Raw genomic sequence first — 13,996 nt, 5'->3', positions numbered from 1 at the left:
GATCCGGGCGGCTGCATGGCCGCCCGGACTCCCACTAGAGCGACGTGCGTCGACTTGGACGCACGTCGCTCTAGAATTCAAATCTTCGCATCGTGCTTTCCGAAAATCGAGTTCGATTTTCGGCCCGATGCGATAAAACGGTAGCCGGCGCATGACCGATCTCTCGCTTTCCGATCAGGCAATTGCCGGGAAGACCGCGCCACCCAGCGAGGCGCGCGCCTTGCGGTTGCCGACGCAGTGGCTCGGCGTTGCGCCGTTCTTCATCTTCGCCATCATGTTCCTGATCCTGCCCACGCTTTATCTGATGCTAGGCGCATTCCAGAACAATGATGGCGAGTTCACTCTGGAAAATATCGCCGCCTTGGCGCAGCCATCGATTGTTGCCGCGTACTGGATCTCGATCAAGGTCAGCCTTGCCTCGGCGTTGATCGGCGCGTTCGCGGGTCTGGCGATTGCCATCGCCATCGTGCGCGGTGGCTTGCCCGACTGGATACGCTCGGCGACGCTGACATTTTCCGGTGTCGCTTCCAATTTCGCTGGCGTGCCGCTGGCCTTCGCCTTTCTCGCCACGCTCGGCAGGCTGGGCCTCGCCACAGTAATCCTGAACACTGTCTTCGGCCTCAATATATACGCGCACGGCTTCAACATCCTGTCCTTCTGGGGTCTGACGCTCACCTATGTCTATTTCCAGATTCCGCTGATGGTAGTCATCATCACGCCGGCGATCGACGGGTTGAAGAAGGAATGGGGCGAGGCTGCCGCCACGCTCGGCGCCACCACCGCGCAATATTGGCGCATGGTGGTCATCCCGGTGATCTGGCCGAGCTTTCTCGGCACCGTCATCCTGCTGTTTGCCAATGCGTTCGGCGCCATCGCCACCGCTTATGCGCTGACCGGCTCGTCTCTCAACATCGTACCGATCCTGCTCTATGCGCAGATCCGCGGCGACGTGCTGCACAACCCGCATCTCGGCTATGCGATCGCCTTCGGCATGATCGTCATCACTGGCCTTGCCAACGTCTTCTACATCTGGTTCCGGACCCGTTCCGAGAGGTGGCTCAAATGAAGGGTGGCAGATTCTGGGCCTGGGTCGTCTTCATCCTCGGCGCGGCCTATTTCTTCATTCCGCTGATCGCGACCGTGGAATTCTCGCTGCGCATGCGGCGCGGCGCCTATTCCTTCGACGCCTACCAGATCGTGCTTGGTGACCCCCGCTTCCAGGCGACGTTCCTGTACTCGGTGATCGCCGCCATCTTCACCATCGTCCTTGGCGTGCTGATCGTGGTGCCCGCCGCCTACTGGATCCGGCTGCGGCTGCCACAGCTCAGGCCGGTGGTCGAATTCATCACTCTGTTGCCGCTGGTCATTCCCGCCATCGTCATCGTCTTCGGATACATCAGAATGTATGGCTCGAACTCGCCGCTGCCGTTCCTGGCCAGCGATATGGGAACCAATGCGCTGTTGGTGATCGGCTATGCGACGTTGGCGCTGCCCTATATGTACCGCGCCGTCGACACCGGCCTTCGCACCATCGACGTGCGCACGCTGACGGAAGCAGCGCAGATCCTGGGTGCCGGCTGGGGTACGATCATCACCCGGGTCATCCTGCCCAATGTGCTGATCGCGGTGCTGTCGGGCGCTTTCCTGACCTTCGCCATCGTCATCGGCGAGTTCACCATGGCAAGCCTGCTCAACCGGCCGGCCTTTGGCCCGTACCTGCAGAACATAGGCGCCAACCGCGCCTATGAGCCGGCGGCGCTTGCCATCATCGCCTTCGTCATCACCTGGGGCTGCATGTCGCTGATCCAGATCCTGTCGCGCTTCGCGCCGCGATCGTCGAACCGTCCGAACTGAAAGTCAAAGCCATGGCCGAACCGTTCCTTTCCATCCAGCATGTGCGAAAATCCTTCGGCCCCACCACGGTGGTGCAGGACTTCAACCTCGATGTGGAGCCCGGAGAATTCGTCTCCTTTCTAGGACCGTCGGGCTGCGGCAAGACGACGGTGCTGCGCATGGTCGCCGGCTTCGAGGAGCCATCAGCCGGCAAGATCGTCGTGGCCGGCAAGGACATCACCCGGTTGAAGCCCAACCAGCGCAATGTCGGCATGGTGTTCCAGGCCTATGCGCTGTTTCCAAACCTGACCGTGGCGCAGAACATCGCCTTCGGGCTGAAGGTGGCGGGCATGCCCAAGGCCGATGCCGACAGGCGTGTCGCCGAGATGCTCGACATCATCAAGCTGCCGCAGATGGGCGACCGCTATCCCTACCAGCTCTCCGGCGGCCAGCAGCAGCGCATCGCGCTGGCGCGGGCGATCGCGCCGAAGCCGAAATTGCTTTTGCTCGACGAGCCTCTGTCGGCGCTCGACGCCAAGGTGCGTGTGTCGCTGCGCGAGGAAATCCGCTCGATCCAGAAGAAGCTCGGCATCACCACCATCTTCGTGACGCACGACCAGGAAGAGGCGCTCTCGATCTCGGATCGCATTGCCGTCATGTATGGCGGCAAGGCCGAGCAGGTCGGCACGCCGTTCGAGATCTACAACCGGCCGGCGACGAAATTCGTCGCCAATTTCGTCGGCACGCTCAACGTTCTTGAAGGCACCGTCACCGATGCCGCGTCCGGCAGGGTGCAAGTCAACACGCAGGAAGTCTCGCTCAAAGGCAAGCTCAACGGTTCGAAATCCGGCGACACGCTCTCGCTGGCGCTGCGGCCGGAAGCAATTTCGCTCGGCCGCCAGCCCGGCCGAGATTCCAGCCTTTCGGGCGAAATCTCCGAAGTGCATTTCCTCGGCTCGGTGATCAGGGTGCGCGTCGGCATCGGCGGCAGCACGGTATCGCTCGACACGTTCAACAGCCCGGCCACCCCGCCGCCGGCCGTCGGCGAAAAGGCCGAGATTTCGTTCTCGTCAGGCGACATGCTGGTGCTGCACTAGCTCTGAGTTTTCAACAGTTTGTTCATCCGATCCGGACAGCGAGATCGAGGCCGTCGAGGCTTTGCATCAGGGCGGTTCAAAGAGCGTTTATGGCAGGTATCAAACTGGAGGCGACGATCTGCCATGGACAGGCGAACCCGGGCGAGAGGTGCAGAAGGGGCAAGGAGCGTCGGCTTGACCAGATACCGTGACAATCGTCGATCGGGCGGTTATAGAGCGCGCTCGATGGTATGGGATTCCAAGCATAGCATGTGTCGTCACGGACAGAGCGCCGCTGCGGTCGGCAATCGTTGTTCATGAGCAGAAGATGCAAGCAGATCAACCGGCGCAACCGGTGGGAGCAAGATATCATCGTCGACTTGCCCAGTGTTGAGGTCGCGGCTATTCGTTGCGCGAGGTACTTTGGCTGATGGCCGGTAACAAATTGCTCGATTGGGAAGGTGCCGTAAACTGGTTGCTCGATCAGCCCGACCAGGCGGAACTCGCCCGCGCGGCTTACTTCGATCAGCCGACTTCCGTGCCGGCCCGCCGATACCATGGAAGCGCCGAGTTTGCCGAACTGCGCCGCTACTTGCCGAAACAGCCTGGGCGGGCCCTTGATCTCGGCGCGGGTAATGGAATCCTGTCTTTTGCGCTGGCAGTCGATGGATGGCAGGTCACTGCGGTTGAGCCGGATCCCAGCGCCTTGATCGGAGCTGGCGCGATTCGGGCGCTTGCCAAAGACACGGGCACTGCCATCGACGTCGTCGAGGCGTTCGGCGAAGCCATTCCGCTTGAAGCCGCAAATTATGATTTGGTGATCGCGCGTCAGGTCTTGCACCATGCCAACGATCTTGGGCAGTTCTGTCGCGAGATGGCGCGTCTGGCGCGACCAGGCGGACTTGTCATAACACTTCGTGACCACGTGATTTCCAGCCCGAAGCAATTGCCGGCCTTTCTCGCAAAGCATCCCCTGCATCATCTCTATGGCGGAGAGAATGCGTTTGAAGCGGGACAGTACAGGGATGCCCTGACGGGCGCGGGCCTGCGGATAAGCAAAGAACTCGGATCGTTTGCGTCCGTCATCAACTACGATCCGATGCGTCCGGATCAGGTTCGGGCTGCAATCGCCGATCGCGTTGGCAGCAAACTCTCTTTCCTGGCGCCTCCGCTGCGCGCGGGCCTGTCATTGCTGCCTTTGCAGGCGATCGGCGCTGTTGCAACCCTGTTGGACAAACGCCCCGGTCGCCTGGTGTCATTCATTTGTGAAAAGGAAGTTCGTGATGCCGGCTAAAGGAGTCGAGGACGCGCGGCCGATAGCCGTCACTGATGCCGCCGCCGATGTCTATTCGGACAGCCAGTATCTTGCCAACAATCCCGACTGGCATCTGGCCGATACGGCCTGGAAGGCGCGTGAGATCGCCAGTATCCTGGAACGCAACAAAGTTGTCTGGCGCGACGCGGTCGAAGTCGGCTGCGGCAGTGGCGGCATAGTCGGCAAATTGGCCGCGAGATATCCGGGGCGCCCTATTCACGGATACGATATTTCTGACGACGCCACAAAACTCTGGCCGATGCAAAAGGCTTCCGGTGCGATCTTCCACCACGAGGATTTTCTGGCGACCAAGTCGGTGCATGACCTTGTCATGCTGATCGACGTGTTCGAGCATGTCGAAGACTATATGGGCTTTTTGCGGGCACTGCGCCCGCATGGCCGCTACCATATTTTTCATATCCCCTTGGACCTTCACGTCCAGGGACTGGTTCGGCGAGCATACATGCATGCACGTCAGAAGGTCGGACACCTCCACTATTTCACGCGTGAGTCAGCGCTCGCGACGCTTGAGGACACAGGCTACACGGTGGTCGACTGGCATTTTACGGATGTGGCGGGCGAGGCCAATGTCTCCACGCGGGCGCTGCGCACCAAATTGCTCAACCCAGTGCGTAAACTGATAGGCAGCGTTGCCCCCGGTGCCGGAGCGCTTTTGCTGGGCGGGTTTTCCCTCATGGTGCTTTGTCGACCGCGCGACGATGCACCCGCCGCGACAGCCAGGCGCACCTGAACTCAGACAGCCGGAGAGAGATACTGATGACGAACCCTCAACGCGTCCTCGTTACGGGCGGAGCCGGATTCATAGGCTGGCGGTGCTCGCGAAATCTCGCCAGCGCCGGCGCTCGGGTGTTGATCGCCGATAATCTTTCGGTCGGCATGCCGATGCCAAATATCGAGGCATGCGAGACACGGGAGATCGACGTCCGCGACAAGGACGGGATGATGGAACTGGTCGGTGATTTCAAGCCCGACACCATTGTCCATCTGGCGGCTATTCATCACATTCCGACATGCGAGCGACAGCGCGCCTATGCGCTGGACGTCAACGTCGTCGGCACAGAAAATATTCTGGATGCCGCGGAAAAAGCTGGTGTCGGAACGGTCGTGCTGGCGTCCAGCGGCGCGGTGTATGATTGGGTCGATGCCCCGCTGGATGAGACTGCAACCAAGACCTGGCCCTGCGACAACTACGCGCTGTCCAAGCTGACCAATGAAAGCCAGCTTCGCTTCTGGGCGGAGAGGACCGGTGGGAGAGGGCGCGTCGCCCGCATATTCAACACCATCGGCCATGACGACCCCAATGCGCATTTGATTCCGGATATCCTGAACCAGCTCTACAACGCCAAGGGCCAGGCCAGGATCGCATTGGGCAATCTGAAGCCGCGTCGCGACTATATCCACGCGGAAGATACCGCTTCCGGGGTGGCGGCACTGGCCGGCGACATTGGCGAGGCGAATTTCGATGTCATGAATGTCGGTTCAGGCAAGGATGCATCGGTGGAGGAGCTTGTTCGCCTGATCGGAGCGGCGATGAAGGTCGATATCGAGATCGTCGAGGACAAGGAGCGCGTGCGCAGGGTCGACCGCGCAACGCAACTGGCCAAGGTGGACAAGATCGGAAATCGACTTGGCTGGTCCGCAAAGATCGGACTGTCTGCCGCCGTGGCCGATATCGTTGCGCGGTTTCCTTTCAAAAAGGCAGGCTGAGGCATCGAGGGCTTGAAGATGATTACCGCAGGCTTCACGCTCATCGGCCGAGGCAACTGGTCGGGTGGGGAAACTTATCTGCGCAATATGCTGGGGGTGATCTCGCATGAACTGGCGGGCAAGGTTAAGGCCAAGCTGTTCCTGACGCCGGCGCAGGCGGAAAAAATCGGCTCTTCCATGAATGCCTTTCTGGCCTCGCCGCCGATCGTCGATGCAAGGGTGGGCGGATTTGGGCGCGGACGCAGCGTCGTGCGGGCGCTGGCGACCGGCAGCGACGCCGAGGCGGCGACAATCATGCAAGCCGAAGGCGTCGACGTGGTGTTCGAGCCGGCGCAGTTTTATGGCAATCGGTTTCCGATTCCTGTTGTCTCGTGGATTCCCGATTTCCAGCACCGACGCCTGCCACATCTATTCTCGCGCTCCATGTGGTGGCGCCGCGACTTGGGATTCCGTCTGCAGACATCGGGCAGGCGTATCATCCTTTTATCGAGCGATGACGCCAGGCGAGACTGCGAGACGTATTATCCTGCAGCACGCGGCAAGACGGCCGTGGTCCGGTTTGCGATCGATCTCGATCCGGCCCCACACGTCGCACGGCAAGCCGACGTGATCGCGCGCTACGAGCTTCCGGAACGCTATTTCTACCTGCCGAACCAATTCTGGTCGCATAAGAATCATGCGATCGTGATCAAGGCATTGGCGCACATCGCGGCGAATGGCGGCCTTGAGAAGGTCGCGCCGGTGATCCTGACAGGACGAACCGACAATCCGTACAATCCCCAACATTTCGAACAACTGATGGCCAGCGCCAGGGAGGCCGGCGTGTCGAGTCATTTCCGTCACCTGGGTCTTGTGCCTTACGAGGATGTGTTCGGCCTCAACGCGGCTTCCGATGCTCTCATCAATCCTTCGTTGTTCGAAGGCTGGTCAACCACGGTCGAGGAGGCCAAGGCGCTCGGCACAAGGATGCTCCTGTCGGATATCGGCCTTCATAGGGAACAGGCGCCTGACGCGACGTTCTTTCCGACCGCCGATCCCACGGCGTTAGCGTCCGCCATGCTCACCGTCTCTCAGGGGCCGGCGCTGGTGCGCGAAACGGCCGAAAAGCTTCGCGCCGATCATGCCGCGCGCCGCCAGATCTATGCGGATGCGCTTCTTCACGCATTTCAGCGCGCCACCGCACATCGCTGACTGCCCTCAGTCATGATCTAACCGTCCAGGCCCCCTGCCGACAGTCGCTTTTCACGGCTATAGTTGGATATGGTCCTTTTCGAGCTCACCCTTGTTCTCCTGCTCATCGCCGTCGCGCTGACGGGACTGTCGCGGCGTCTGGAGATTCCCTATCCCTCCCTGCTGGCCTTGGCTGGGGTCGGGATAGCCTTCGTGCCTGGTGCGCCGACGATCGAGATCGACCCGGAACTGGCGCTTGCCCTGTTCATCGCGCCGGTGCTTCTGGATGCTGCCTATGACACCTCGTTGCGCGACCTGAAGCGCTACCGGCTGTCGCTGGCGCTGCTGGCGCTTGGCGCCGTTGTCTTCACCACTGCGGTCGTTGCGGTTGTTGGCTGGAAGATGGCCGGTCTACCGATCGCGGCCGCCATTGCCCTTGGCGCCATCGTGGCGCCGCCGGATGCGGTGGCGGCATCTGCCGTACTCGGGCAATTCAAGGTGCCGCACCGCATCACCGCCATCCTGCAAGGCGAAAGCCTGCTCAACGACGCCACCGCGCTGCTGATCTACCGGATCGCGGTGACAGCAGCGCTCGGCCCGATTCTGTTGAGCAGCGCCGTACCAACGGTCCTGCTGTCGACGATCGGCAGCCTTGCTGCCGGTTATCTCTTCGGCCGGCTCTCGCTGCTGACGCTTACTCGTATCGAGGACGCGGCCAGCAGCACGGTGGTGCAATTCGCCGGAACATTCGGGGTCTGGATCCTGGCTGACAGGCTGGGCCTTTCCGCCATCATCACCATCGTCGTCTATGCCATGACGATCGCGCGCACAGCACCGCGCCTGATGTCGGCCAGAAGGCGTGTCAGCACCTATTCGGTCTGGGAGTCGGCGGTGTTCGTGCTCAACGTGCTGGCCTTCGTGCTGATGGGCCTGCAGGCCCGATCGATCGTCGGCCGGCTCTCCGGCGAAGGGCAGGGCGAAGCCTTTCTCTTCGCCGCGACGGTGCTGGCCGTTGTCGTCGTGGCGCGCCTCGTCTGGGTGATGAGTTACGTTGCGATCATACGATGGCTTGCCCGCTTCGACGGCGAAGACAAAAGGCAGGATCTGCCGACGTTTGGCGGCGCCGTGCTTGTCGGCTGGTGCGGCATGCGGGGGCTGGTGACGCTGGTGGTGGCCATTGCCCTGCCGGCGGACTTCCCCGGCCGCGATCCGATCGTGCTTGCCGCCTTCGCGGTGGTTCTGGGTACGCTGGTGCTGCAAGGGATGACGCTGAAGCCGCTGCTGCGCTGGCTCAACTTCGATCCGGACACGACAGTCGATCGCGAAGTGGCGCAAGCGCGCGTTGTCATCATGGAGGCGGCCCTCAAGGTGCTGAGCGGCAAGACGTCGAATGCGGCTGCCGCCGTGCGGGAGCAATATAAGGCCCAACGCGCGATTGCCGAAAACCCTGAGAACGCGCAGGCGGCAACGGAGTACGACCGGCTGCGCCTCTATGCCATCAACAGCCAGCGCGACGCCCTGGAGGAACTGCGCCGCAACGGGACGATCGGCGACGAGGCCTATCACCGGTTGGAGGAAGAGATCGACTGGTCGGAACTGGCGGCTTCGCCGGCGGGGCGGTTCCAGCCGCTGACGACTTAGCGCGCAGACAATCCGCCTCTTGGCCCAGCCCCGTCCTCTGCGGGGTACATTGCGTCGTTATCGCCTAACCGCTACAGCCATCACGAAATTGAGCCGGATAAGCAATGAAGCTGGTCAGCTACAACATCCAGTACGGGTTCGGCGGCGATGGGCGCTATGATCTCGCGCGCTGCGCCAAGGTGGTTGCCGGCGCCGACATCATCGCGCTGCAGGAGGTGGAACGACACTGGCTGCGCACAAATCAAGACGACCAACCGGCGCTCCTTTCCGAACTACTACCTGGCTATTACTGGGTCTACGGCCCGGCCTTCGACATGGATGCCAGCGAACAGCGTGATGGCCGCATCGTCAACCGGCGGCGGCAATTCGGCACAATGATCCTGTCGAAGTTGCCGATCGCCTGGTCGCGCCTGCATACGTTGCCCATGCGACGCACGGTGCGTCCGCTCAACACCCGCAACGCCGCGCTCGAATGCATGATCCGCACGCCCGCCGGCCCGGTGCGGTTCTTCTCGCTGCATCTGGCGCATATCGCGGCAGAGGAGCGGCTGGAGCAGATCGACTACCTGCTTGCCGAGCATCGCCGAGCGCCGTCCGACGGCGGCCCGTGGAGCGGCCTCGACGATGAGCCCGCGCGCAACTGGAGCAATGCCGAGCCGGCGCCGGAAAACCCGCTGGCGGCGATCTGGATGGGCGACTTCAACATGGAGCCGCACAGCGCCGAATACCGGCGTATCACGGGCAGTACACCATACCACCGGGACGCGGCCTATCTCGACGGTTTCGTCGGTGCCGCCGCTGTCGCCCGGGAGCCGTCGGTGGACTTCCATACCCATGAGAAGGTCATTGACGGCAAGCTGGCAAAGCGCCGGCTCGACCATTGCTTCGTCGGTGGCATGCTCGCGGATCGCGTGCGCTCGGTTGATGCCGATATCGGCGAGATCGCCTCGGACCATTTTCCGCTGCGGATCGACATCGACCTGGCAACGCCGCTCGCATTGCCCGGCGGCGGATGAACGTGAAATGACGCTTTTCGTCTTCCTTGCGGTGCTCGCCGCCGCCGCCATGCACGCGATCTGGAACGCGCTGGTCAAGGTCCATCTCGACCGCTTCCTGTCGATCACGCTGATGACGCTCGGCATGGGCGCGGCGGCGCTGGTGGCATTGCCCTTCGTCGAAGTGCCGAAAGCACAGGTGTGGCCATATATCATCGCGTCTGTGATCTTCCACATGGGCTACAGGACGTTCCTGATCGGCGCCTACAAGGCCGGCGATTTCGCCCAGACCTATCCGCTGGCGCGCGGTACAGCGCCGTTGCTGACGGCGCTCGGCGGTATTGTGGTCGTTGCCGAGCTTCCGGCGCCGCTGGCCATTCTCGGCATCGTTCTTCTGTCGGCCGGCACTCTGGTGCTGTCGTTTCGCGGCGGCGCGCATCTGGAGCGGCTGAACCTGCGCGCCGTCGGCTTTGCGCTGGGCACATCGCTCTTCATCGCCAGCTATACGCTGTCCGACGGCAGCGGCGCGCGGCTGGCAGCGACGGCCTCGAGCTATGCGGCATGGCTGTTCGTCTGCGATGCGCTGGGGGCGCTGGTGCTGTGCGTCATCTTCCGCGGGCCGCAGGCGCTGCCGGTGCTGGCGCGCGACTGGAAGGCGGGCGCGTATACCGGCGTGCTCAGTGGGGCTGCGTACTGGATCGTGATGTGGGCGATGACCAAGGCGCCGATCGCCTCGGTGGCGTCGCTGCGGGAAACATCGATCCTATTCGCCATGATGATCTCGGTGTTCGCGCTCGGCGAGAAGATGACGGCATGGCGCGGTGCTGCCGTGCTCAGCATCGTCGCCGGTGTCGTGGCGCTCAGACTTGGTTAACTGCTGAGCCGATGATTCAGCCGAGCACCGTCATCACCTGGCCGCGCTTTTCCGGGCTGAAGCGGATGACGACGATGATGCAGACGGCGACTACGCCGGCAAAGAGCGCCAATGCGTAGCCATAACTGTCAGCGGTTTTCGATAAAACCGGCGGTCATTCTTCCGTAAGATCGAGATCGAACACCATCAGCCCATCGGTGCCGCCTTCGAGTGCCGCGACCAATCGTGCGCCGGCTCGCTGATGCGCTTCGTGCACCAGATAGGCATCGCGCGCCGCGGCGTCGCGGAAGTCGATGGTGAAGCCGTGGCCGAAGCCGCGTGCGAACGGTTCGGGGCTGACATTGGCGCTGAACTCGACCTTGTCCATGCCTGAGATCACCGACCGTAGCGCTTCGAGGTCGGCGTGGATCGCCGCGCGCTCGGCGTCGGGAACGTCGTTGCGGAATCTGACGAAAACACAATGCCTGATCATTCTTCCAGTCCCTATGCTGCGCAGCGCATGACCTCGAAAACCGGAATCGGTTTTCGCAAAAGGATCATGCGCAAAATCAAAGTGCTACAGCGTTCTTTGCGCGTCCATAGGACGCGTGGCGTCGTCTGTGCGCCGTGGCAGGCGTCTGAGCGCCATACCCATATGGTACCCGGCCGTTGATTTTGCTCTGTTTGGCGATTTGCCTTGTCTGGGCAAATCCGTATGCGCTATGCGTCCCATGCAAGGCCCACCCGGCGTGCCGACGCTGAGGGCCCGGCTGCCGTTCTGCATAGGGATACGCCAATGAATTTCGAACTTCAGGGAAAGCGTGTTTTCGTGGCCGGGCACCGCGGCATGGTCGGCTCCGCCGTCCTGCGCAAGCTGGCTGATGAGGATTGCGAGGTCCTGACGGCATCCCGCGATGAACTAGATCTTCAGGACCAGGCCGGCGTGCGGCGCTGGATGGCCGATCGCAGACCGGACGCGGTGGTGATGGCGGCGGCCAAGGTCGGCGGCATCCTGGCGAACAACCGGCTGCCGGTGGATTTCCTGCAGGACAATCTCGTCATGCAGACCAATGTCATCGAGAGCGCCTTCCGCAACGAGGTGCAGAAATTGCTGTTTCTCGGTTCGTCCTGCATCTATCCGAAGTTCGCGGCGCAACCGATCTCCGAGGACGCCTTGCTGACCGGTCCGCTCGAACCCACCAACGAATGGTATGCAATCGCCAAGATCGCCGGGCTGAAACTGTGCCAGGCCTATCGGCGCCAGTATGGCGTCGATTACATCTCGGCGATGCCGACCAATCTCTACGGCCCCGGCGACAATTTCGACCTCTCCACCAGCCATGTCGTGCCGGCGCTGATGCGCAAGGCGCACAAGGCCAGGCGCGCCGGCGACAAGACCCTGGAGGTCTGGGGATCGGGCACGCCGATGCGCGAATTCCTGCATGTCGACGATGCCGCCGACGCCATGGTCTGGCTCCTGCAGAATTATAGCGGCGACAGCCATGTCAATGTCGGCTCGGGCGAAGACATCACCATTGCCGAGCTGGCCCGCACCATGCTCTCCGTCGTCGGCGCCAATGCCGTGCTTACATTCGATTCGACGAAGCCGGACGGCACGCCGCGCAAGCTGATGGACGTGTCGCGCCTGTTCGCCACCGGCTGGCGCCCGCAATATTCGCTTCGCAGCGGCTTGGAACAGACTTATGCATGGTTTCTCCAGCATATTGAGACAGGCGATCTCCGCCTCGGGGCGGCGTGATCCTCAATCGACGCTGATTGCCGCCACCAGGGATGACGGCCTGGGCGGCCGGCTTTTGGCCATGGCCAATGCAAAGTCGCTCGCGGACGCGCTCGGATACCGTTTCGGGTTCACCTGGAAGGCCATCAGGGACAAGGAATTTCATGTCATCGACGGGGTGGAGGAGATATTCTCGGCCGAGTTCATCGAGAAATATTGGCTGGGCAAGAAAATCAAGAGATCCGATTTTGGCCTTCTCGAAAATACCGCCTTCACACGGTCCAGGCTGGACGCCGCTGCGGTAAAACGGAATTTCCGCGGCTGGATCTGCAACGAATTCCGCATTCTGGAAGCATTTCAGGACGAGGGCGCTGAAACGATCCGACGGTCGGAGACCTTGCGAGGTTTTGGCTTTTCCGGGAATGTGAAACAGGCGCTCGACGCCGCCGACAGATGTCGCTTTCCCGGTCCAATGGCCGCATTGCATCTGCGCAGCGGCGATATCGTGCGCGGCAAGTACCGCTCAAGCCTGGGTTTTGCGAACAAGGTGGTCCCTTCCACCTTGGCCAGGTCGATCGTGTCGGAACTTTCGTCGAAGGGCCTTTCGACCCTGCTGATCGGCGAGGATCGCGCCACGCTCGAATATCTGAGATCCGAAACCGGAGCCTTGCTGACCGATGATTTCGGGGCGAGGGAATTCGACGATCCGACACTCAAGGCATTTTTTGAGATGCGGCTCATGGCGCGATGCCAGAAAATCTATGCCGGGAGCAGTGTCTTTGCGACGGTGGCGTCGGTGATGGGTGATATTCCCTCTACCGAGACAACGACATTGTTCGACAGTTCCCGAGCCGCGGAAATCATCCTCGGCGAATTGCAGGCTCATCAGTCGGACTACCATCCGCTGGAGGCAGCCTTCGGTTATCAAGCCGCTTTCCTCAGCCTGGAAGACCGGATCAGTTCCGCGCGGGCGAGAGAAATTCTGGAGAAAGCCTACGGGCTTGATCCGGAAAACGATGTCTACGCCCTGAAGATAGCCGCGTCCTACTTTCGTGAAAATGACTGTCGTTCAGGCGAGGCAATTCTGAAGTCGCTCATGACCAGGGAATTTCTCGTCTCTTCTGAAATGCCTCTGAGGGCCATGAAGGTTCTAACCATCCGTCTGTGCAGCGGCCATGCCATGTCAAAGGATTTTGAACCTTTCCTTGCGGCGGCACGGGCGGGCTATCCCTATGCCGCGGCGTGTTCGGCGCACATTCTGCATCGAGCATTTGGGGAGTTGAAACCCGCGCTGCAGATGATCGCACAATCGTTGAACACGGAACCGACAAATACATTGTTCAAGAAAATCAGAAGATCCATACGGCCAATCACCCCGCGCAAGTCCAGCCTGTTGCCGAAAGCACGTTTGCAACTCTGGAAGGCCGGGATCAGGATTTAGGTTGGCCCCGCCAGCGAGGCAAAACCGAAAATGGCGTCGTCGCCTTCAAGTCGAAGGGCCAACCAAACAGATGATGCAATGAAGGCTGGACCGGATTGTGGGCGTGACAGGGCTATCCACCCTAGTCTCGAAGCCCAATGTTGCCGAGCGTGCTGGTAAAAGGAGGGAGACAAAAATGCTTCCCTTCAATGCCTCGCCACATACTA

13 protein-coding genes are annotated in these 13,996 nt (G+C 61.4%); 12 read left to right on the top strand and 1 reads right to left on the bottom strand.

Annotated elements, in window-relative coordinates; genetic code table 11:
• Positions 1–151 precede the first annotated feature (151 nt).
• From AC0L2H_RS01965 to AC0L2H_RS01920, 10 genes are all read left to right on the top strand, one after another.
• Positions 152–1,066: an ABC transporter permease gene (locus tag AC0L2H_RS01965; RefSeq protein WP_473588616.1), complete on the top strand. Its 915-nt coding sequence runs from the start codon at positions 152–154 to the stop codon at positions 1,064–1,066.
• Positions 1,063–1,854, top strand: coding sequence for an ABC transporter permease (locus AC0L2H_RS01960; protein ID WP_473588615.1), 792 nt, complete (start codon positions 1,063–1,065; stop codon positions 1,852–1,854). The genes AC0L2H_RS01965 and AC0L2H_RS01960 overlap by 4 nt, the downstream gene beginning before the upstream one ends.
• 11 nt (positions 1,855–1,865) lie before the next feature.
• On the top strand, positions 1,866–2,930 hold the full coding sequence (locus tag AC0L2H_RS01955) for an ABC transporter ATP-binding protein (protein WP_473588614.1): 1,065 nt from the start codon (positions 1,866–1,868) through the stop codon (positions 2,928–2,930).
• Between the two features lie 409 nt (positions 2,931–3,339).
• Entirely contained in the window at positions 3,340–4,203 is an 864-nt protein-coding gene (locus tag AC0L2H_RS01950; RefSeq protein WP_473588613.1) for a class I SAM-dependent methyltransferase, read from the top strand.
• Complete coding sequence (locus AC0L2H_RS01945; RefSeq protein ID WP_473588612.1) at positions 4,193–4,975, top strand: methyltransferase domain-containing protein; 783 nt, start codon at positions 4,193–4,195, stop codon at positions 4,973–4,975. The genes AC0L2H_RS01950 and AC0L2H_RS01945 overlap by 11 nt, the downstream gene beginning before the upstream one ends.
• A 26-nt stretch (positions 4,976–5,001) precedes the next feature.
• The gene (locus tag AC0L2H_RS01940) at positions 5,002–5,952 is read left to right on the top strand and encodes an NAD-dependent epimerase/dehydratase family protein (RefSeq protein WP_473588611.1); all 951 of its coding nucleotides are present in this window, start codon (positions 5,002–5,004) and stop codon (positions 5,950–5,952) included.
• Between the two features lie 18 nt (positions 5,953–5,970).
• On the top strand, positions 5,971–7,143 hold the full coding sequence (locus tag AC0L2H_RS01935) for a glycosyltransferase family 4 protein (RefSeq protein ID WP_473588610.1): 1,173 nt from the start codon (positions 5,971–5,973) through the stop codon (positions 7,141–7,143).
• Between the two features lie 69 nt (positions 7,144–7,212).
• A complete protein-coding gene (locus tag AC0L2H_RS01930; protein ID WP_473588609.1) occupies positions 7,213–8,763 on the top strand; it encodes a cation:proton antiporter in 1,551 nt (516 codons plus the stop codon).
• Between the two features lie 104 nt (positions 8,764–8,867).
• Complete coding sequence (locus tag AC0L2H_RS01925; protein ID WP_473588608.1) at positions 8,868–9,779, top strand: endonuclease/exonuclease/phosphatase family protein; 912 nt, start codon at positions 8,868–8,870, stop codon at positions 9,777–9,779.
• Between the two features lie 7 nt (positions 9,780–9,786).
• Positions 9,787–10,632: an EamA family transporter gene (locus tag AC0L2H_RS01920; RefSeq protein ID WP_473588607.1), complete on the top strand. Its 846-nt coding sequence runs from the start codon at positions 9,787–9,789 to the stop codon at positions 10,630–10,632.
• Between the two features lie 154 nt (positions 10,633–10,786).
• Here AC0L2H_RS01920 and AC0L2H_RS01915 read toward each other — a convergent pair whose 3' ends face one another.
• On the bottom strand, positions 10,787–11,104 hold the full coding sequence (locus tag AC0L2H_RS01915) for a Dabb family protein (RefSeq protein WP_473588606.1): 318 nt from the start codon (positions 11,102–11,104) through the stop codon (positions 10,787–10,789).
• 303 nt (positions 11,105–11,407) lie between these two features.
• On the opposite strand from AC0L2H_RS01915, the gene fcl reads away from it, so the two are divergent.
• Together fcl and AC0L2H_RS01905 are read left to right on the top strand one after the other, a co-directional pair.
• Positions 11,408–12,370, top strand: a complete 963-nt coding sequence (gene fcl / locus AC0L2H_RS01910) for a GDP-L-fucose synthase (RefSeq protein ID WP_473588605.1) — start codon at positions 11,408–11,410, stop codon at positions 12,368–12,370.
• A gap of 61 nt (positions 12,371–12,431) precedes the next feature.
• Complete coding sequence (locus AC0L2H_RS01905; RefSeq protein WP_473588604.1) at positions 12,432–13,790, top strand: hypothetical protein; 1,359 nt, start codon at positions 12,432–12,434, stop codon at positions 13,788–13,790.
• Positions 13,791–13,996: the final 206 nt, after the last annotated feature.

It is taken from the genome of Mesorhizobium sp. WSM4871 (genome assembly GCF_055811295.1).
This window is presented reverse-complemented; position numbering and strand designations above follow the sequence as displayed.